Origin of the sequence: Salmonella enterica subsp. diarizonae, assembly GCF_008692785.1 — a bacterium.
Taxonomy (GTDB): Bacteria; Pseudomonadota; Gammaproteobacteria; order Enterobacterales; family Enterobacteriaceae; genus Salmonella; species Salmonella diarizonae.
Window position 1 is genome coordinate 279,974 of the sequence record NZ_VXJV01000006.1, and the last position, 18,501, is coordinate 298,474.

At 51.9% G+C, this 18,501-nt stretch carries 18 protein-coding genes; 11 read left to right on the top strand and 7 right to left on the bottom strand.

Translation table 11 applies throughout. The features are described from left to right. Positions 1-25: 25 nt before the first annotated feature. Together F4V72_RS14430 and mntR are read right to left on the bottom strand one after the other, a co-directional pair. Positions 26-1,138, bottom strand: a complete 1,113-nt coding sequence (locus F4V72_RS14430; protein WP_063390284.1) for an anion transporter — start codon at positions 1,136-1,138, stop codon at positions 26-28. Continuing rightward, positions 1,135-1,608, bottom strand: coding sequence for a manganese-binding transcriptional regulator MntR (mntR, locus tag F4V72_RS14435; RefSeq protein WP_023246509.1), 474 nt, complete (start codon positions 1,606-1,608; stop codon positions 1,135-1,137). The genes F4V72_RS14430 and mntR overlap by 4 nt, the downstream gene beginning before the upstream one ends. Positions 1,609-1,793: 185 nt before the next feature. Between mntR and mntS the strand changes: the two genes are divergently transcribed. Together mntS and F4V72_RS14445 are read left to right on the top strand one after the other, a co-directional pair. Continuing rightward, positions 1,794-1,922, top strand: a complete 129-nt coding sequence (gene mntS / locus F4V72_RS14440; protein ID WP_023246508.1) for a manganase accumulation protein MntS — start codon at positions 1,794-1,796, stop codon at positions 1,920-1,922. A gap of 264 nt (positions 1,923-2,186) precedes the next feature. Further along, positions 2,187-3,767, top strand: coding sequence for a phosphoethanolamine transferase (locus F4V72_RS14445; RefSeq protein ID WP_053510068.1), 1,581 nt, complete (start codon positions 2,187-2,189; stop codon positions 3,765-3,767). Between the two features lie 62 nt (positions 3,768-3,829). On the opposite strand, the gene ompX is transcribed toward F4V72_RS14445, so the two are convergent. After that, positions 3,830-4,345 (bottom strand): outer membrane protein OmpX, encoded by a 516-nt coding sequence (gene ompX / locus F4V72_RS14450; protein WP_023246506.1) that lies wholly within the window; start codon positions 4,343-4,345, stop codon positions 3,830-3,832. Positions 4,346-4,697: 352 nt separating this feature from the next. On the opposite strand from ompX, the gene rhtA reads away from it, so the two are divergent. The 6 genes from rhtA (at position 4,698) to ybiO (ending at position 11,477) form a co-directional block, all read left to right on the top strand. Then, positions 4,698-5,585 carry a threonine/homoserine exporter RhtA gene (rhtA, locus tag F4V72_RS14455; protein ID WP_023246505.1) on the top strand — a complete coding sequence of 296 codons (888 nt, stop codon included), beginning with the start codon at positions 4,698-4,700 and terminating at the stop codon, positions 5,583-5,585. Between the two features lie 301 nt (positions 5,586-5,886). Then, a complete protein-coding gene (dps, locus tag F4V72_RS14460) occupies positions 5,887-6,390 on the top strand; it encodes a DNA starvation/stationary phase protection protein Dps (RefSeq protein WP_000100805.1) in 504 nt (167 codons plus the stop codon). Positions 6,391-6,866: 476 nt separating this feature from the next. Next, a complete protein-coding gene (gene glnH, locus F4V72_RS14465; protein ID WP_000838670.1) occupies positions 6,867-7,613 on the top strand; it encodes a glutamine ABC transporter substrate-binding protein GlnH in 747 nt (248 codons plus the stop codon). 144 nt (positions 7,614-7,757) lie between these two features. Beyond that, a complete protein-coding gene (gene glnP / locus F4V72_RS14470) occupies positions 7,758-8,417 on the top strand; it encodes a glutamine ABC transporter permease GlnP (RefSeq protein ID WP_001159076.1) in 660 nt (219 codons plus the stop codon). Further along, positions 8,414-9,136 (top strand): glutamine ABC transporter ATP-binding protein GlnQ, encoded by a 723-nt coding sequence (gene glnQ / locus F4V72_RS14475; protein WP_023246504.1) that lies wholly within the window; start codon positions 8,414-8,416, stop codon positions 9,134-9,136. Before glnP ends, glnQ begins: the two co-directional genes overlap by 4 nt. 118 nt (positions 9,137-9,254) lie before the next feature. Continuing rightward, complete coding sequence (gene ybiO / locus F4V72_RS14480; RefSeq protein WP_121767792.1) at positions 9,255-11,477, top strand: mechanosensitive channel protein; 2,223 nt, start codon at positions 9,255-9,257, stop codon at positions 11,475-11,477. Here the strand turns inward: ybiO and rlmF are convergent. Then, positions 11,474-12,400, bottom strand: coding sequence for a 23S rRNA (adenine(1618)-N(6))-methyltransferase RlmF (gene rlmF, locus F4V72_RS14485; RefSeq protein WP_023246502.1), 927 nt, complete (start codon positions 12,398-12,400; stop codon positions 11,474-11,476). The two genes, ybiO and rlmF, sit on opposite strands and share 4 nt — an antisense overlap. Positions 12,401-12,604: 204 nt before the next feature. On the opposite strand from rlmF, the gene F4V72_RS14490 reads away from it, so the two are divergent. Continuing rightward, positions 12,605-12,871, top strand: coding sequence for a DksA/TraR family C4-type zinc finger protein (locus F4V72_RS14490; RefSeq protein ID WP_053510071.1), 267 nt, complete (start codon positions 12,605-12,607; stop codon positions 12,869-12,871). 284 nt (positions 12,872-13,155) lie between these two features. Then, positions 13,156-13,416 (top strand): DUF1471 family protein YbiJ, encoded by a 261-nt coding sequence (ybiJ, locus tag F4V72_RS14495; RefSeq protein ID WP_000849089.1) that lies wholly within the window; start codon positions 13,156-13,158, stop codon positions 13,414-13,416. Between the two features lie 154 nt (positions 13,417-13,570). Here the strand turns inward: ybiJ and ybiB are convergent, their stop codons facing one another. After that, a complete protein-coding gene (gene ybiB / locus F4V72_RS14500) occupies positions 13,571-14,545 on the bottom strand; it encodes a DNA-binding protein YbiB (protein WP_136058395.1) in 975 nt (324 codons plus the stop codon). Between the two features lie 29 nt (positions 14,546-14,574). Next, positions 14,575-16,719, bottom strand: a complete 2,145-nt coding sequence (gene dinG / locus F4V72_RS14505; RefSeq protein WP_136058396.1) for an ATP-dependent DNA helicase DinG — start codon at positions 16,717-16,719, stop codon at positions 14,575-14,577. Positions 16,720-16,787: 68 nt separating this feature from the next. Here dinG and F4V72_RS24145 point away from each other — a divergent pair, with 68 nt between their 5' ends. After that, positions 16,788-16,937, top strand: coding sequence for a hypothetical protein (locus F4V72_RS24145; RefSeq protein WP_170245763.1), 150 nt, complete (start codon positions 16,788-16,790; stop codon positions 16,935-16,937). A gap of 3 nt (positions 16,938-16,940) precedes the next feature. Here F4V72_RS24145 and rhlE read toward each other — a convergent pair whose 3' ends face one another. Further along, entirely contained in the window at positions 16,941-18,302 is a 1,362-nt protein-coding gene (rhlE, locus tag F4V72_RS14510; protein WP_070804209.1) for an ATP-dependent RNA helicase RhlE, read from the bottom strand. Between the last annotated feature and the right edge of the window lie 199 nt (positions 18,303-18,501).

An 18,501-nucleotide genomic window follows, 5' to 3' on the forward strand; every position in this document is an offset into this window, starting at 1 on the left:
CCCGATAGATACTATCGGGCTTCTCTTACGACATCAGTTGCAATAATCCATATCCCACCAGCGCCGCCCATGCCAGCATCGGCAGCGAATAAAGATGAAATCGCCACCAGATTCGGCGATCGTTCGCCATTCGTAAAGCAATAAGATTCGCCAGCGACCCCGGCAGCAGACCAAAACCGCCGATATTCACCGCCCACGCCAGCAGCGTCGAGGCCGGTACATAGTTCAGCAGGAGAATGGTACTGGGCACATTACTGATAACCTGCGACAGGCCGATAGCGGTTAGCCAAAGTCCCAGGTGAGACAATGCGCCAACCTGGTTGAAAACGCCCTGCAACGCAGGCAGTTGCGTCAGCAGATGGACATCAATAAACATCGCCATAAATACCAGCAGCAGCGTCCAGTCCACGCTGACTATCACCCTGCGCGCCAGCGCAATAAACCCGACCGCGACCAACACCAGTCCCCATAACTCTTGCCTGAACTCCAGCGCGGTAAGAAAAACGATATATAATCCCAGGCAACTCCACACCAGACGGGGCTGCCACTGCGGCGAACGCGTACCGGTATGGTACTGTAACGCCCTACCCGGAAAACAAAACCAGCACAAGAGCAGTAACGTCAGCATCATCATGACGGCAAGCGGTGCCATTTGCCCGCTAAATTCAGCAAAGGTTAAGCCGGAGCGTCCCCACAACAGAATATTTTGCGGATTACCGACAGGCGTCAGCAGCGAACCGGCGTTCACCGCCAACGCTTCAAAAATAATCAATCGGTTGACCGGAATCGCGCACAGTTTTTTCAACGTTATCGTCAGCGGCACAACGATAAACAACGCAACATCGTTTGTCAGAAAGGTCGACAGTGCCGCCGCAGCCAGCACCAGGAACATCGCCAGTTGCCGCTCGGTATGAAATCGGCGCGTCATCTTGCGCCCCAGCACATCAAAATAGCCGCTTAACTCAACGCCTTTGGTGAGCAGCATCAAACCACTGAGGGTAATAATGGTGTGCCAGTCAATCGCGTCAGGCCAGGCACGAGGCGCAAAAGGAACAAACAGGCTTAACGCAATACCCACAATGATCAACAACTGAAAAAAACGGTCTCGCCGCAGCGCCCGTAAAAAAGCCAGATTCATTCTACAGGCGTTCCATGCTGTTGCGTGAAGGCCAAAAAGGCATCCAATGTTTCCTGGCTGACATGATGTTCCATCCCTTCCGCATCACGACGCGCAATTTCCGGACTTACGCCTAACACCAGCAAAAAATTTTCGACGATTTGATGCCGCTCGCGGCTTTCCTGCGCCAGTTTCTCCCCTTCCGGCGTCAGAAAAACGCCGCGCCAGGGGATCATTTGAATAAATCCTAACGATGCCAGGCGTTTAAGCATTTTGGCCACGGTTGGCTGGGACACGCCGAGCCGCGCCGCCATATCCACCTGACGCGCTTCCCCTACCTCAATAATTAAATCGGAAATCAGCTCAACGTAGTCGTCTATCAACTCACGGCGATGCGCCTCTCTGACCTGACGAAATCCTTCAACGTGTTCTTCTACGTTCACCAATTGCGTCACTTTTTTTGTTGTTGGCGTACCTGCGCGACGACTCATTTTGCTTCCTCGTTTCTGTGACGCGTTAACGCGTCAACTGACAGAGCGCTCATTGTAAACCAGAGTTGTCCGGGCACAAAAAATTAACGTTTTAGCAATAGCTATAAAACATAGCCTGTGCTATATCTGTATGTAATGCAGACATCCCTCACGGATCGATGGGATAGAAACATCAGGAGGTTTATATGAACGAATTTAAGAGGTGTATACGCGTGTTCAGTCACTCTCCCTTTAAAGTCCGGTTAATGCTGCTCTCTATGTTGTGCGATATGATCAACGGCAAACCGGAGCAGGATAACTCTTCCACGAAATAAGGCGGCGTCGCGGTACGCCGCCTTATTTTGCATCCTCAACGGAAATGGCGCTCATTTCCCCTGTTTTTTTGTGGTTTTGTTATTCTCTTCGCAAAACATTTTCTTTCCGGCGGTTGACCTTCTTACCCACACGCTCTATCTTCTGGCAGCCCTGAATATTTTGCGACTCGCCGTTGCGAACCCAATACATTTTTTACGCATAATCAGGCAGGTAATGACCCTTCGCGCCAGGGTTAGCACATGGCGTTTTTGCAATAGTGGCATATGAATTCAACCCTTATCGATTCACTTCTGGCCCGTCGTCGGGCTGTAAGCCCGTGGGCGGGTCTCTACTTTTTACAGTCGCTGCTGATTAACCTCGCGCTCGGCTACCCCTTTAGCTTGCTTTATACTGCGGCGTTTACCTGCCTGTTGCTGCTGCTCTGGCGCTACCTGCCCCGCGGACAAAAAGCACTGCTCGGCATCTGTTCGCTGGTAGCCGCTTTCTATTTTCCCTTTGGCCAGGCTTACGGCGCGCCGAACTTTAATACTCTGCTGGCGCTGCACTCCACCAATATGGAAGAGTCAAGCGAAATCCTGACCATCTTCCCGTGGTATAGCTACCTGACCGGGCTTTTTATTTTCGCGCTGGGTATTATTGCGCTTCGCCGCCAAAAAGAAGAGGTCAGGCCGCGCTGGAATAGCCTTGATAGCCTGTGTCTGCTGATTAGCGTCGCGGCATTTTTCGTCGCGCCGGTACAAAATCTGGCCTGGGGCGGCGTTTTTAAGGTTATTGATACCGGCTATCCGGTTTTTCGCTTCGCCAAAGACGTCATCGTCAATAACAACGAAGTCATTGAAGAGCAGCACCGTATGGCGCAGTTATCCGACATAAAAGATAGCTGGACCGTTACTGCGGTGAAACCCAGATATCACATCTATGTCGTGGTGATTGGTGAAAGCGCGCGACGGGATGCGATGGGCGCTTTCGGCGGCCACTGGGATAATACCCCCTTCTCCAGCCATGTGAATGGCGACTTCTTTATGGATTACATCGCCGCCAGCGGCTCAACGCAAAAATCGCTCGGTTTAACGCTTAATCGCGTGGTGGATAACAAACCGCAGTATCAGGATAACTTCGTCACGCTGGCTAACCGCGCCGGTTTTCAGACATGGTGGTTTTCCAATCAGGGGCAAATCGGCGAATACGACACGGCCATCGCCAGTATTGCCAAACGCGCCGATGAAGCGCATTTCCTGAAAAACGGCGATTTTGAAGCGGATAAAAATACTCGCGACGACGCGCTGTTAACCATGACGGCGCAGGTATTGGCAACAGAACGCACGCAACCGCAGTTGATTGTGTTGCATTTAATGGGGTCACATCCCCAGGCCTGCGACCGTACTCAGGGAAAATACGCGACGTTTGTCCAGTCGAAAGAGACGTCTTGTTATTTATACACAATGACGCAAACCGACGATTTGCTCCGTCAGCTCTATACTCAGCTTCGTCATAGCGGCGACAGTTTTTCGCTCGTCTATTTCTCCGATCACGGGCTGGCGTTTAAAGAACGCGGCAAAGCGGTACAGTACCTGGCGCATGACGACAAATTCCAGCAAAACTTCCAGGTGCCGTTTATGGTGTTATCCAGCGACAGTAAAGCGCACAGGATCATTAAAGCTCGCCGTTCCGCGAACGATTTCCTGACTTTTTTTTCGCAATGGACGGGAATTAGCGCTAAAGAGATCAAAAATCGCTATCGGTTTATTTCGGAACAAAAAGCCGGGCCCGTTTATATCACCAATTTCAAATTACAGAAAGTGGACTATAACCATCTGGGCACCGATATATTTTCACTAAAATAATGTATGTTTCAGGCAAAAAAAATCCGCCCCGAAAGGCGGATTTTTCATTTTCACCGAAATGATTAGAAGCGGTAACCCACGCCAGCAATCCAGGTGCCAACGTCAACGCTACGAATACGGCTCTGCTCGTAAGAGAAGTCCAGCGCAACATTTTCCATCGGGTTGAATTGCAGACCAGCGCCATAGGAGAAGCCATAATCGCTGGTGTCATGTTTGTAGGTTGGGTAGTCGGTAGTCTGGAATTTACCGTAACCCACACCGACCACACCGTAGATGCTCGCCCAATCGTTCAGACGATAAGCCGGGCCGGCAGTGATGCCGTAGTACTGACCTTTGTTGTAATCGCCCGCACCGTTAGTACGATCTTTTTCGGTGTAGGTGAAGGAACCGATTACGCCCAGCGGGTTGTTATCCTGCTCGTAACGATACTTCAGGTTAAAACCGTTCATTTTGTTCGCTACGCCCTGCGCATCGCTCTGAGCGTAACCACCGGTAACGGTAGAAGTAGCAGCTACTGCAGTACCTGCGGAAAAAGCCAGAACAGCGGCCAGTGCTGAAAGACATGCAATTTTTTTCATAACCACCTCAAATGTGCTTCAAGTAAGTCCTAAGTTTTAAATATATCAAAAATTAATGGGAAACTCTTTGCGATTCACGGTGTCTAAGAGCGCCTTTCATGTAACAGAACGTTTCCATACCGCGCTATCTTGTTCAATTAACATCACTTTTCCGGTTGATTGCACCAATAATGCGCGTGCGGCGCGATACATTCATCCAGATTATTCCTAAACTATCAGTCTATTTATCCATCAATTAAAGTTCATTTTATGGAATCCTGGAAATTTTTTTCAACGAATCCTGAACTACCCTGGGGAATTTCCATTACACTGCCACTTTTACTCGTACTGACATTTTTTGACAGGAGAAAGGATGCCGGGGTCGACACGTAAATTACCAGTCTGGTTGCCCATTTTGGTTTTGCTCATTGCCATGTCTTCTATTCAGAGTGGCGCTTCACTGGCAAAATCGTTATTTCCTCTTGTCGGCGCGCCGGGCGTAACGGCGCTTCGTCTGGCGCTGGGAACGCTTATCCTTATCGCCTTTTTCAAACCCTGGCGCTTGCGTTTTGCCAAAGAACAGCGGCTGCCTTTACTGTTTTATGGTCTGTCGCTGGGCGGGATGAACTATCTATTCTATCTGTCGATTCAGACGGTGCCGTTAGGTATTGCAGTCGCGCTGGAGTTCACCGGTCCTCTGGCGGTCGCGCTGTTTTCATCCCGGCGGCCGGTAGATTTTATTTGGGTCGTACTGGCGGTGCTTGGACTGTGGTTTCTGCTGCCATTAGGACAAGATGTGTCTCACGTTGATCTTACCGGGGCGGCGTTAGCGCTCGGCGCTGGCGCGTGCTGGGCTGTCTATATTCTTACCGGCCAGCGGGCAGGCGCGGAACATGGTCCGGCCACGGTAGCGGTAGGCTCGCTGATTGCAGCCCTCATTTTCGTGCCGATTGGCGCAGTTCAGGCTGGCGACGCGCTATGGCACTGGTCGATTCTTCCCTTAGGGTTAGCTGTAGCTGTACTTTCTACGGCGCTACCTTATTCACTGGAAATGATTGCACTGACGCGGCTGCCAACCCGCACTTTCGGTACGCTGATGAGCATGGAACCCGCGCTTGCCGCCGTTTCCGGAATGATTTTTCTGGGCGAAACGCTTACGGGCGTACAAATGATGGCCCTGTGTGCCATCATTGCCGCCTCTATGGGGTCTACCCTAACGATTCGACGCGAACCGCAAATTAAACAGATTGAAGTAAAATAGTTTCTTATTCTGCATGATATGCATAATCATGCAGAATATCACCTCATTATTCACCGTTTATTATCGCTCTATTACTTCGTCATTTTTTGTCATATTTTTTCTCATTTTTACATTAAAATGAGAATTATTACCCACCAAACAACACCTTCACATAACCCATTGATTTAAAATTAGAATAAATATTAAACCTTGTCTGTACTATTAAAGTGATAGGTAAATTCAGAAAAGCAAAGTGAAAAACCGGTGCTATACTTACTTTCGTTAATTACCTGGGACACAAACATCAAGAGGATATGAGATTATGAGTACCGCTAAACTGGTAAAAACAAAAGCGTCTAATCTGCTTTATACCCGTAACGATGTATCAGAGAGCGATAAAAAAGCGACGGTTGAGTTGCTTAATCGTCAGGTGATCCAGTTCATTGACCTGTCGCTGATCACAAAACAGGCCCACTGGAACATGCGCGGTGCTAACTTTATTGCCGTACATGAGATGCTGGATGGCTTCCGTACTGCGCTGACCGATCATCTGGATACTATGGCCGAGCGCGCTGTACAGCTTGGCGGCGTGGCGTTAGGCACTACGCAAGTTATCAACAGCAAAACCCCGCTGAAAAGCTATCCGCTCGACATTCATAATGTGCAGGATCACTTAAAAGAACTGGCCGATCGCTACGCCGTTGTAGCTAATGATGTTCGCAAAGCTATCGGTGAAGCCAAAGATGAAGACACTGCCGATATCTTTACCGCCGCATCACGCGACCTCGATAAATTCCTGTGGTTTATCGAATCCAACATCGAATAAACCTATCTCTACCCTGAATAATTCGAGTTGCAGGAAGGTACAAACGCAGCGAATCCCCGGGAGCTTGACTTCCGTCAATGACTGGGGCGAACGCACCTGCAACTTGATGTATACGGGTAGATAAGTAATCCCTATACCCCTGCCAGGCACAGGGGTTTTGCACTTAAATAGTGCACACTTCTTGTACTCCCCTCCAGCAAAAGTGAATTATTTGTAATAATTACATCACACAATCGTTAACTAAAGATTGTTTTAACAACAATTTTTACGCTAAATAGACCCTGTGTTTCTACGCTGTTATTCATGCACTAAATCAGTGCCCCAAAACGGTGCGGTATACTGGTTTTGCCCGACTTATTGTGCACAGGAATGATTCATGCTTCTGTTAAAACAATGGGTTACAGAATTGGCATGATTTTTTCATTACGCTAAATGTTCTCGCAGGGGATCGCCCTATGGATAGAAAAGGAAATGCTATGAAGTCTCTATTAAAAGTTTCACTGGCTGCACTTACCCTGGCTTTTGCGGTGTCCTCTCATGCCGCGGATAAAAAACTCGTTGTGGCAACCGATACGGCGTTCGTGCCGTTTGAATTTAAACAGGGCGACAAATACGTTGGCTTTGATGTTGATCTGTGGGCCGCTATCGCGAAAGAACTGAAGCTGGACTACACCCTGAAACCGATGGATTTCAGCGGCATTATTCCGGCGTTACAAACCAAAAATATCGATCTGGCGCTGGCGGGTATTACGATTACAGACGAACGTAAAAAAGCGATCGACTTTTCCGATGGCTATTACAAAAGCGGTCTGCTCGTGATGGTTAAAGCCAACAATAACGACATTAAAAGCGTTAAAGACCTGGATGGCAAAGTCGTTGCCGTGAAGAGCGGGACCGGGTCGGTGGATTACGCGAAAGCAAATATCAAAACCAAAGACCTGCGTCAGTTCCCGAACATTGATAACGCGTATATGGAATTAGGCACCAACCGCGCAGACGCCGTTCTGCATGATACGCCGAACATCCTGTACTTTATCAAAACCGCAGGCAACGGACAGTTCAAGCCGGTAGGCGAATCGCTGGAAGCACAGCAATACGGAATTGCCTTCCCGAAAGGTAGCGATGAACTGCGCGAGAAGGTCAACGGTGCGCTGAAAACGCTGCGTGAGAATGGCACCTATAACGAAATCTACAAAAAATGGTTCGGTACAGAACCTAAATAAAACGGCCTGATGTTGGCTTGTGGCCCGGTAGTGAGGACGCTCACCGGGCCTACGGCTCTTTTCCGTGACGGGTAAGACACTTTCACTCCATATCGCGTCGGATAGAGCATTTGACTATTTACACCACGGTAACAGGAACAACATATGCAGTTTGACTGGAGCGCCATCTGGCCCGCCATTCCGCTTTTGCTTGAGGGCGCTAAAATGACCCTGTGGATCTCGGTCCTCGGTCTGGCTGGCGGCCTGGTTATTGGACTGGCGGCAGGTTTTGCCCGTACGTTTGGCGGCTGGTTCGCCAACCACATCGCCCTGGTTTTCATTGAAATTATTCGCGGCACGCCCATCGTTGTCCAGGTCATGTTTATCTACTTTGCCCTGCCGATGGCATTTAATGATTTGCGTATTGATCCGTTCAGCGCAGCGGTCGTGACAATTATGATTAACTCCGGCGCTTATATCGCGGAAATTACTCGTGGCGCAGTACTATCCATTCACAAAGGTTTTCGCGAAGCGGGCCTGGCGCTGGGCCTTTCTCGCCGGGAAACTATCCGCCATGTTATTTTACCGCTTGCTCTGCGCCGTATGCTGCCGCCATTGGGCAACCAGTGGATCATTAGCATCAAAGACACCTCGTTGTTTATTGTTATCGGCGTAGCCGAGCTGACCCGTCAGGGCCAGGAAATTATTGCCGGTAACTTTCGCGCCCTGGAAATCTGGAGCGCCGTGGCCGTCTTCTATTTGATCATTACGCTGGTGCTGAGCTTTATTTTGCGTCGTCTTGAAAGAAGGATGAAAATCCTGTGATTGAATTTAAAAACGTCTCCAAGCACTTTGGCCCCACCCAGGTGCTACATAACATTGATTTAAACATCCGTCAGGGCGAAGTGGTTGTGATCATCGGCCCTTCCGGTTCGGGTAAATCCACGTTATTACGCTGTATCAACAAACTGGAAGAGATCACCTCCGGCGATCTGATTGTCGATGGTCTGAAAGTCAACGATCCTAAAGTAGACGAACGGCTGATTCGCCAGGAAGCCGGCATGGTGTTTCAACAGTTTTATCTGTTCCCGCATCTGACTGCGCTCGAAAACGTTATGTTCGGCCCTTTGCGCGTGCGTGGCGCGAAGAAAGAAGAAGCGGAAAAACAGGCGAAAGCACTGTTAGCGAAAGTTGGACTGGCGGAACGGGCGCACCACTATCCCTCCGAGCTTTCCGGCGGTCAACAACAGCGCGTCGCCATTGCCCGAGCGCTGGCAGTGAAGCCAAAAATGATGCTATTTGACGAGCCAACCTCCGCTCTGGACCCTGAACTGCGCCATGAAGTGCTGAAAGTAATGCAGGATCTGGCGGAAGAAGGCATGACCATGGTCATTGTCACTCACGAAATCGGCTTTGCCGAAAAAGTCGCCTCACGGCTGATTTTCATCGATAAAGGCCGTATTGCCGAAGATGGCAGTCCGCAGGCGTTGATCGAAAACCCGCCAAGCCCACGTTTACAGGAATTTTTACAGCACGTCTCCTGAGATATCGCCCTTCCTGCCCTGTGGCAGGCAGGGCATCATGGAATAGTCCCATTTCATTTTCCCTCCCCTGTGCCATCTATACTTAGTGTTTTGCGTCTCTTTTCTCACTGGAGGAGTCATGCGGTGGACCCTGTTCATCCTGTTTTGTCTACTGGGCGCGCCTGCCCATGCGGTCGCCATACCCGGCGTGACCACAGGGACATCAACCAGCCAGCAAACAACACCAGAGCCCAGCCCTGAACAAAAAAAAGCGGCCTATGCGGCCCTGGCTGACGTACTGGAAAACGAGGCTTCACGTAACGAATTGATAGCGCAACTACGCGAAGCCTCAACCACGCCGCCGACCGAACCGGCGCCAGCGCTTGCGCCGCCTGCGGCCAAAGATGAGAAAACGGTACTGGAGAACGTCACCACCATCACCCGCCAGTACGGCGACGCTTTCGCCACCCGTTTCGCCCAGCTTTATCGCAACATCACCGATGCACCGCACAAGCCGTTTAACTCGCAGACCTTCACTAATGCGTTAACCCACTTTTTATTTCTGGCAGTCGCAGTATTTGGTTTTTATAGCGTGATACGGCTTTGCGCCCTGCCGTTATATCGAAAAATGGGTCTGTGGGCGCGCAAGAAAAACCGTGAACGCAGCAACTGGCTACAGCTCCCGGCGATGATCGTCGGCGCGTTTATTATCGACCTCCTGCTACTGGCGCTCACATTATTTATCGGTCAGATGCTCAGTGATAATTTCCATGCCGGAAGTCGAACTATCGCTTTTCAGCAAAGCCTGTTCCTGAATGCCTTCGCACTGATAGAGTTCTTTAAAGCGATTCTGCGGCTTATTTTTTGCCCTAATGTACCGGAATTACGTCCATTCACGATTCAGGACGCGACAGCGCGTTACTGGAATCGCCGTATGAGTTCGCTTAGCAGTTTGATTGGCTATGGGCTAATTGTTGCCGTTCCGATTATTTCCAACCAGGTGAATGTTCAGGTTGGCGCGATGGCTAATGTGGCGATCATGCTCTGCATCACTATCTGGGCGCTGTACCTGATCTTTAAAAACAAAGCTGAGATTACGCAGCATTTGTTAAGTCTGGCGGAACGATCGTTAGCCTTTTTTAGTCTGTTTATCCGCGCCTTCGCGCTGGTGTGGCACTGGCTGGCCAGCGCTTACTTTATCGTGCTGTTTTTCTTCTCGTTATTCGATCCCGGCAATAGCCTGAAGTTTATGATGGGCGCGACCGTCCGCAGTCTGGCGATTATTGGTATCGCGGCGTTTATCTCCGGTATGTTTACCCGCTGGATAGCGAAAACCATCACCCTGTCGCCCCATACGCAACGCAATTACCCGGAATTACAAAAGCGGCTTAACGGCTGGCTCTCCTCGGCGCTAAAAGTCGCACGCTTTCTGACCGTCTGCGTCGCCGTCATGCTGTTGCTCAACGCCTGGGGGCTATTCGATTTCTGGCACTGGCTACATTATGGCGCGGGGGAAAAGATGGTCGATATCCTCATCCGTATCGCGTTAATCTTATTCTTCTCTGCCGTGGGATGGACGATTCTCGCCAGTCTGATTGAGAATCGCCTGGCCTCCGATATTCACGGTCGCCCGCTGCCCAGCGCCCGCACGCGCACGCTGCTGACGCTGTTTCGCAATGCGCTGGCGGTGATTATCAGCACCATAACCATCATGATCGTGTTATCGGAAATCGGCGTCAATATCGCGCCATTGCTGGCTGGCGCGGGGGCGTTAGGTCTGGCGATCTCTTTCGGTTCGCAAACCCTGGTGAAAGATATTATTACCGGCGTCTTTATCCAGTTTGAAAACGGGATGAATACCGGCGACTTAGTCACCATAGGCCCACTGACGGGGACGGTCGAAAGAATGTCGATTCGTTCCGTCGGCGTGCGGCAGGATACCGGGGCATACCATATTATCCCGTGGTCCTCGATCACCACTTTCGCCAACTTTGTGCGGGGTATCGGCTCTGTTGTCGCCAACTATGACGTGGATCGCCATGAGGATGCGGATAAAGCGAATCAGGCGCTGAAAGACGCGGTAACGGCGCTGATGCAGACGGAGGATATTCGCGGGCTGATTATCGGTGAACCCACATTCGCCGGTATTGTCGGTTTAACGAACACGGCGTTTACTTTACGCGTATCGTTCACCACCCTACCGCTCAAGCAGTGGACGGTGCGTTTTGCCCTTGATAGCCAGGTGAAAAAGCATTTTGATCTGGCCAATGTTCGCGCGCCGGTACAAACGTATCAGGTTCTGCCCGCCCCCGCTGGCGGCCCGTCGCCTGATTCTCTGCCGCCGCGCGAACCGACGATTTAGCGTTTACGGGTGATAAAACGGCGACGCTGGTCGTCATCCATAAAGGTCCAGGCAATAAAGCGGCTTTGCTTTTGCCCCTGGGCCATCTCTTTTTTCACCACTTTCACCGCGCCAGCCTCCGTCAACGCCCGGTAAAGCGGCGGTAAATTCTCGCCACGCGACACCAACGTCGTAAACCACAACACCTGACGGCGGAAGGCTTGGCTTTCAGCAATCATTTTTTTAATAAAAGCGACTTCGCCGCCTTCACACCATAGCTCCTGCTGTTGACCGCCAAAGTTCAGCGCATCATCTTTATTCTGCCCCAAATTGCGGCGCTTACGCTCGCTGCCCGCGCGGGCTGCGGCGGCGGAGTCGTGAAAAGGCGGGTTACAAAGCGTTGCGTCAAAAGATTCATTTTTATGAATGATACCGGTAAAAATGGCCGCCGGATCTTTTTGCCGACGCAGACGAATCGCGCGGCTTAACCCCGCATTTGCCTGAATGATAGCCTGCGCGCTGGACATCGCTGCGTCGCTGACTTCACTACCGGTAAATCGCCAGCCATATTCATGTACGCCAATAAGCGGATAAATACAGTTAGCGCCCACGCCCACGTCCAGAATGGTTGCCTGCGCCGGAATACTCCCTGTCGTTTCACCAAGCAGATCCGCCAGATGGTGAATATAATCCGCACGACCAGGCACCGGCGGACATAAAAACCCTTGAGGAATGTCCCAGTGTGTGACGGCATAAAAATGCGCCAGCAATGCCTTATTGAGCGCTTTTACCGCTTGCGGATTAGCAAAATCAACGCTCTGTTCACCTGCGGGCGTGCGGGTAAGAAAGGAGGTCAATTCCGGCGTGGTCTGACACAGTGCGGCGAGATCATAACGGTGTTGATGGCGGTTGCGCGGGTGTAACCCCGGTTTCTGGGCGGACATGGCATTCTCCTTTTAGCAGCGGCGTAAGATACCCGTATAACGCCACGGGGTAAATATACCACCGCGAATTCCCTGTCTCGCTCGATTTATCGGATACCTGAATATCATTGGCTCTGCTCATGGTCTGAAAAGGTCGTGCGATGCGATTTTTTCGCCTGACGGCGCTACACTTAACCTCAGGCACCCTACAATCAGGAGAGCGTGATGGCATCCGGCTGGGCAAATGACGACGCAGTGAATGAACAAATCAACAATACCATTGAAGATGCCGTTGCCCGCGCTCGCGGCGAACTTCCGCACGGCGAAAGTCTCGATGAATGCGAATCTTGCGGCGACCCTATCCCTGAAGCGCGGCGTAAAGCCGTACCGGGCGTTCGGTTATGTCTATCCTGCCAGCAGGAGAAAGATTTACATAACGCAACATTTTCAGGATATAATCGCAGAGGTTCAAAAGACAGCCAGTTACGCTAACCTTTCTTTACCTAAACCGCCAGTATTATCTATTCCTTTACGCTCATGCTTTTTAGCGTTCTGCGTCGCAGAATGTGCCGTTAACCTCGGTTCTGTAAAGCCAGATGACAAGAACGGTAAATTCCACCGTTGAATTAATTAATAATCAATAGGTTATTTGTCATTCAAAAATTTTGAGCAAGGCCGTCAATTCTATTCGATTTTATCTTTCGCAAAAAACCGTGATACTCATCACATCGACGAAACAACGTCCCATAAACAGAATAACCTGCGAGAGATGAACCATGAAAACCATTAAATATGCTGTTGCAGCCATCGCGCTTTCCACCCTTTCTTTTGGCGCTTTTGCCGCAGAACCGGTTAGCGCTTCTCAGACGCAAAACCTGCATAAAATCGGCGTAGTTTCTGCCGACGGCGCCACCACGCTGGATGGCCTGGAGGCTAAACTGGCCGAAAAAGCCGCTGCTGCTGGCGCAAGCGCTTATAACATCACCTCCGCCGTGGGTAATGACAAAATGAGCGGTACTGCGGTGATTTATAAATGATTTACCTGCCCGCCAGATTTCAGGCTGTAACATCGCTGTTGTTTGGATTCTGACGGGTATTACCCTCGTCTGCTTGCCAACAGACCCACTGCTCCAACCCTCATTAACCCTGTTTGTTACCCTTATTTGCCCGTCCGCCACTGGACGGGTTTTTTTATTCGCTAAAAGTCTGTTCGACTCGCGCAAGCCCGTCTTTTAACGTCGCCGCCTCTCCCGTCGCAACCAGACAACAGACCATTTGCGTTTTTAATGATTGCGGCACCGGCTCGCGTCCGGCAACGCAGCGCTCAATCCAGCGCGCGGTGATTTCAGGATCTTTATTCGCAGGCAGTGAAAACGGCTCGTCGTGCGTGTCGCTCTGACGCTCATGTAGTACCTGCACGCCGCGGCTATCAATCAGGCTGATTTGCGGACAGCGTTGCGGGTTGGCATAGACTTCACCTTCGGTGCCATGCATCAGCAAAGCCCGCCCGCCAATGCGGCTAAAGAAGGTCGCCACACGCGGTACATATTCAGGATGAGAAACGCTTGATAAACGCAGCGCGGCATCCTCAGCAAACGGCGTCGCCAGTTTAGCCAGTGAATGCGCGCTGTTGCGCACGCCCATCCGCCAGCGCATCGCCAACTGTTTTTCCAGTGGCGGACAGAGCGCGCTCACCGGGATAAACACCGGCTGGTGTCCGTCCAGTTTGGCCTGCGCTTGTCCGCCGTGTAGGGTGGGTACAATCCCCATCAGCTCAAATAGAGTTTCCGTCAGTACGCGGGTCGGATCTTCACTGACGCCGTGTACTACGACTGGAAAGCCCAACTTATGCAGCAGGATAGCCAGCAGCGGCGTTAAATTCGCCTGTTTACGCGCGCCGTTATAGCTGGGAATGACAATCGGCAGCGGCTTATCCGCGGGCGGTGTCAGCTTAATGGTATGATTCTGCATGGCTTCATAAAAGCCCAGCATTTCGGCTCCGCCTTCGCCTTTAATACGCAGCGCCATCAATATGCTGCCCATTTCCAGGTCGGGGACGTCGCCATTCAGCATTCGGGTATACAAACCGCGCGCGGTATCCAGATCCAGATCGCGAGCGTGATTTTTACCTCGCCCGATCTCTTTGATGATCCTGCGATAATCCATTGAAAGCTCCTTAAAGTGTGCTCACAGCATTAACGCCGTCGGCGGCGTGCAGGTTTTGCTTTTGGTTTTACTATAACGTCTGGCACGGCAGGCTGCTCTATCGGAAAAACAGGTAAGGCATTCAGTAAACGCTGTCCGTAGTTTTTGGTCAACAAACGCTTATCATAAATGACCACTTCTCCCCGACAGGCGTGGCTACGGATCAATCGCCCTACCTGCTGAATTAAATTAAAAGACGCGCTTGGTAAGCTTTGTACCTCAAACGGATAACGATTCAGGCTTTTTAGCCATTCGCCTTCAGTGATCACGACCGGGCTGTCGATCGGCGGGAAGGCAATTTTATGGATATGGACCTGCGTCAGTAGCTCGCCTTTAAGATCCAGCCCTTCGGCAAAAGACTGAAGCCCAACCAGCACGCTGCGTTCGCCGTTCTCCACCCGTTTACGGTGCAGCTCCACCAGCCGGTAACGCGGCTGATCACCCTGGACTAAGAGGAGTAAGCGCACCTCAGCGACATGCTCCAGAAAACGCTGCATCGCCCGCCCGCTGGCGAATAGTACCAGCATACCATGATGTTTTTTGCTCTCCAGTTGCTCGCGAAAATAGGCTGCCATTTCGGCAATATGCTGCTCTTCGTTATCAATGGTGGGTTCGTAGCGCATTTGAGGAATCACCAGTTTCCCCTGCTCCACATGATTAAACGGCGAATCCAGCGCCACAAAGCGGTCGCCGGCTTTTTCTTTTAAGCCGCTCATTTCCTGCAGGCGCGAAAAGCTATTGAGCGAGCGCAGTGTCGCCGAGGTGACAATAATGTGCGGTACACTGCGCCATAACAACCTTTCCAGCTGATCGCTGACGCGGATGCCCACACAATGGAACCAGACGTGGAGCTGCCCTTCGCGTATTTCGCGCGTCGCCCATTTGGAGACCGGTGCGCCTGAAGACTGCGCCATCGAAGCCAGCCGCCATAATTTACTTTGCGCCTCGAACATTCCCAGCGCCCGGTTCATCTGTAAAATCACCCGATGCAAACGCACAATATCGTGCGACCCGGTTTTTTCGCTGAGATCGTTGAGAAAGGATTCCGCCAGCCCACGCAGCGTTTCGGTCAGCTTCGCCAGCCGCTGGCAGATTTCCATGACCTCAGCGGGCAACTCGCCCATTGCAAAACGGTGCTCCGCCTCCTGCGCTACGGGCATATACAGATTAAGAATGGCATTGAGCGAGGCGATCAGTTCGTATACCTCCTCACAATGGGCGTTAAGTCGCTCAGGGTTCGCTAACGGCGGCGTGGTTTTAGGACGAAATTGCTCCATGCAGGTCGCCACCAGTTTGCTGAACAGATCCAGTTGCAGGCGATACCAGGAGGCGGTAATTTCCGCGCTCATCTCCAGCGCGTCGCGAGCGACATCGGGCAGATGATGACCTTCATCCAGTACTAACAGCAGATGCTTTGGTTCCGGTAGTACGGCTTCGCTTTCCATCGCCGCCATTACCAACGCGTGATTCGCCACCACGACTTCCGCTTCCTGTATTTCACGTCGGGCGACAAAGAATGGACATTCGCGGTAATAGTGACAGTTGCGGTTCAGACAACTGGCTTTATCGGTACTTAATCGCCGCCACAGATCGTCGGCAATAGCAATGTCGGTATGATCCCGCAGACCATCCCATTTGTAACCGTCAAGATCCCCTTTCAGCCTGGCGCAGCGCTTTTGTTCTTCCTGATTGTTAGGCGTCAGTTCGTCATCAAGAAAGGTGAGCAGATCCTGCTGCGTAGGCTCGCTACTGGCGAGCGCCGCCAGGTTTCGCGGACACACGTAACGCCCGCGGCCAAAGGCGGCGGTAAAGCGCAGATCGGGGATGATTTTTCGTAGCAGCGGCAAATCTTTGCTAAAGATCTGATCCTGTAACGCCACGTTAGCGGTACTGACCACCAGCGTTTTTTGCTCTTCCCGGGCAATGGCGATACCGGGAATAAGATAGGAAAGGGTTTTCCCGACGCCGGTCGGCGCTTCAATAGCCAGATGTCTCCCTTCTTCCCCGGCCAGCGTTCTGGCAACGTCAGCAATCATCTGCCGCTGCGGCGCACGGGGAATAAAGTCGGGAATCTGTTCCTGAAGCGCCTTATACCAGGCGGCGATTTGCGCTTTCAGCGCAGCGGTCAATGCCATGAGAAAACCTGAAGTACTGTATAAATAGCCACTATTGTGTCACATTTCAGGGGCGGGAAGTACCTTTTTTGCCGGTTCTGGAATACGGCTCGCAACGCCGCTTTAATCTGCCGGATGGCGGCGGCAAGCGCCTTATCCGCCTTATCCGCCTATGCCGCGTATGCCGCGTATTACGCAGGCCCGGTAAGCGTCGCGCCACCGGGCATGTTGCCGGATAAAATTTACTGGGCAGGCGTGATTCTGCGCGGGCGACGCGGCGGACGTGCTTTGTCGCCAGCGGGTTTCCCCTCGCCTGTGCGCGGTTTTGGTTTCGCCTTCGCCGCCCCGCTATCCTGACGTCGCGGCTGCTGACTGCGCCCCGCTCCCCCCTGACTTTGACCGCGTCCACGACCGCCGCCGCCGCGCTGCTGACGACCATTCTGAATCGGCTCCGCTTTAATCGACGGGTCCGGCTCATAGCCCGGCGTCGTAATGCGTGGGATCTCTTTTTTCAGCAACTTTTCGATATCACGCAACAGCTTATGTTCGTCAACACAGACCAGCGACAGCGCCTCGCCGGTTGCCGCCGCGCGACCGGTACGGCCAATACGGTGTACATAATCTTCCGGCACGTTCGGCAGTTCATAGTTGACCACGTGCGGCAGTTCTTCAATATCCAGACCACGCGCCGCAATATCCGTCGCCACCAGCACGCGGATATCGCCGGATTTAAAATCGGCCAGTGCACGGGTACGTGCGCCCTGCGATTTATTACCGTGGATCGCCGCGCTGCGAATACCGTCTTTATTAAGCTGTTCCGCCAGATGGTTCGCGCCATGTTTGGTGCGGGTGAAGACCAACACCTGCTGCCAGTTGCCCTGGCCAATCATTTGCGACAACAGTTCGCGCTTACGTTTTTTATCCACAAAGTGCACGTGCTGCGTCACCTGCTCTGAGGCCGTGTTGCGGCGCGCCACTTCGATTTCCAGCGGGTTGTGCAACAGCTTTTCGGCGAGCGCTTTGATGTCATCGGAGAAAGTGGCGGAGAACAACAGGTTCTGGCGTTTTGACGGCAGTTTCGCCAGCACGCGACGAATGTCGTGAATGAAGCCCATATCCAGCATACGGTCGGCTTCATCCAGTACCAGAATCTCAATCTGATCCAGCTTCACGGCATTTTGATGTTCCAGATCAAGCAGACGTCCCGGCGTCGCCACCAGCACATCCACCCCGCCGCGCAGTTTCATCATCTGCGGATTGATGCTTACGCCGCCAAATACCACCAGCGAGCGAATGTTGAGATATTTACTGTAATCTCTGACATTTTCGCCAATTTGCGCCGCCAGCTCGCGGGTTGGCGTGAGGATCAACGCACGCACCGGGCGACGACCTTTAGCGTGCGGCTGATGGGTAATCAGATGCTGCAACAATGGCAAGGTAAAGCCCGCCGTTTTACCGGTCCCGGTCTGGGCGCTGGCCATCAGATCGCGGCCTTCCAGCACGGCGGGAATCGCCTGCTGCTGAATAGGGGTAGGTTCACGGTAACCCTGCTCGGCAATGGCGCGCAGGATATCAGGGTTTAATCCCAGGGAATCAAAAGACATAACTACTCCGGACCGCCCCGACCGTTACCGGTGTAGTTTTCAGGGAGATGCTCAAATTTGGAATGACAAAAACCACAATGTCATGAAGGGGCGGAGTGTAGCAGTTTTTGTGATGCGGCGCATAAATTATCCCGAAAGGTGGCAAAGACAAATTAATCGACCACACTGGACAAGTGCCATTATGAGTCATAATCTTAAT

Coding starts and splice junctions, on each gene's coding strand:
- F4V72_RS14430 (WP_063390284.1), bottom strand. CDS start 1,138: ATGAATCTGGCTTTTTTACGGGCGCTGCGGCGAGACCGTTTTTTTCAG.
- mntR (WP_023246509.1), bottom strand. CDS start 1,608: ATGAGTCGTCGCGCAGGTACGCCAACAACAAAAAAAGTGACGCAATTG.
- mntS (WP_023246508.1), top strand. CDS start 1,794: ATGAACGAATTTAAGAGGTGTATACGCGTGTTCAGTCACTCTCCCTTT.
- F4V72_RS14445 (WP_053510068.1), top strand. CDS start 2,187: ATGAATTCAACCCTTATCGATTCACTTCTGGCCCGTCGTCGGGCTGTA.
- ompX (WP_023246506.1), bottom strand. CDS start 4,345: ATGAAAAAAATTGCATGTCTTTCAGCACTGGCCGCTGTTCTGGCTTTT.
- rhtA (WP_023246505.1), top strand. CDS start 4,698: ATGCCGGGGTCGACACGTAAATTACCAGTCTGGTTGCCCATTTTGGTT.
- dps (WP_000100805.1), top strand. CDS start 5,887: ATGAGTACCGCTAAACTGGTAAAAACAAAAGCGTCTAATCTGCTTTAT.
- glnH (WP_000838670.1), top strand. CDS start 6,867: ATGAAGTCTCTATTAAAAGTTTCACTGGCTGCACTTACCCTGGCTTTT.
- glnP (WP_001159076.1), top strand. CDS start 7,758: ATGCAGTTTGACTGGAGCGCCATCTGGCCCGCCATTCCGCTTTTGCTT.
- ybiO (WP_121767792.1), top strand. CDS start 9,255: ATGCGGTGGACCCTGTTCATCCTGTTTTGTCTACTGGGCGCGCCTGCC.
- rlmF (WP_023246502.1), bottom strand. CDS start 12,400: ATGTCCGCCCAGAAACCGGGGTTACACCCGCGCAACCGCCATCAACAC.
- F4V72_RS14490 (WP_053510071.1), top strand. CDS start 12,605: ATGGCATCCGGCTGGGCAAATGACGACGCAGTGAATGAACAAATCAAC.
- ybiJ (WP_000849089.1), top strand. CDS start 13,156: ATGAAAACCATTAAATATGCTGTTGCAGCCATCGCGCTTTCCACCCTT.
- ybiB (WP_136058395.1), bottom strand. CDS start 14,545: ATGGATTATCGCAGGATCATCAAAGAGATCGGGCGAGGTAAAAATCAC.
- dinG (WP_136058396.1), bottom strand. CDS start 16,719: ATGGCATTGACCGCTGCGCTGAAAGCGCAAATCGCCGCCTGGTATAAG.
- rhlE (WP_070804209.1), bottom strand. CDS start 18,302: ATGTCTTTTGATTCCCTGGGATTAAACCCTGATATCCTGCGCGCCATT.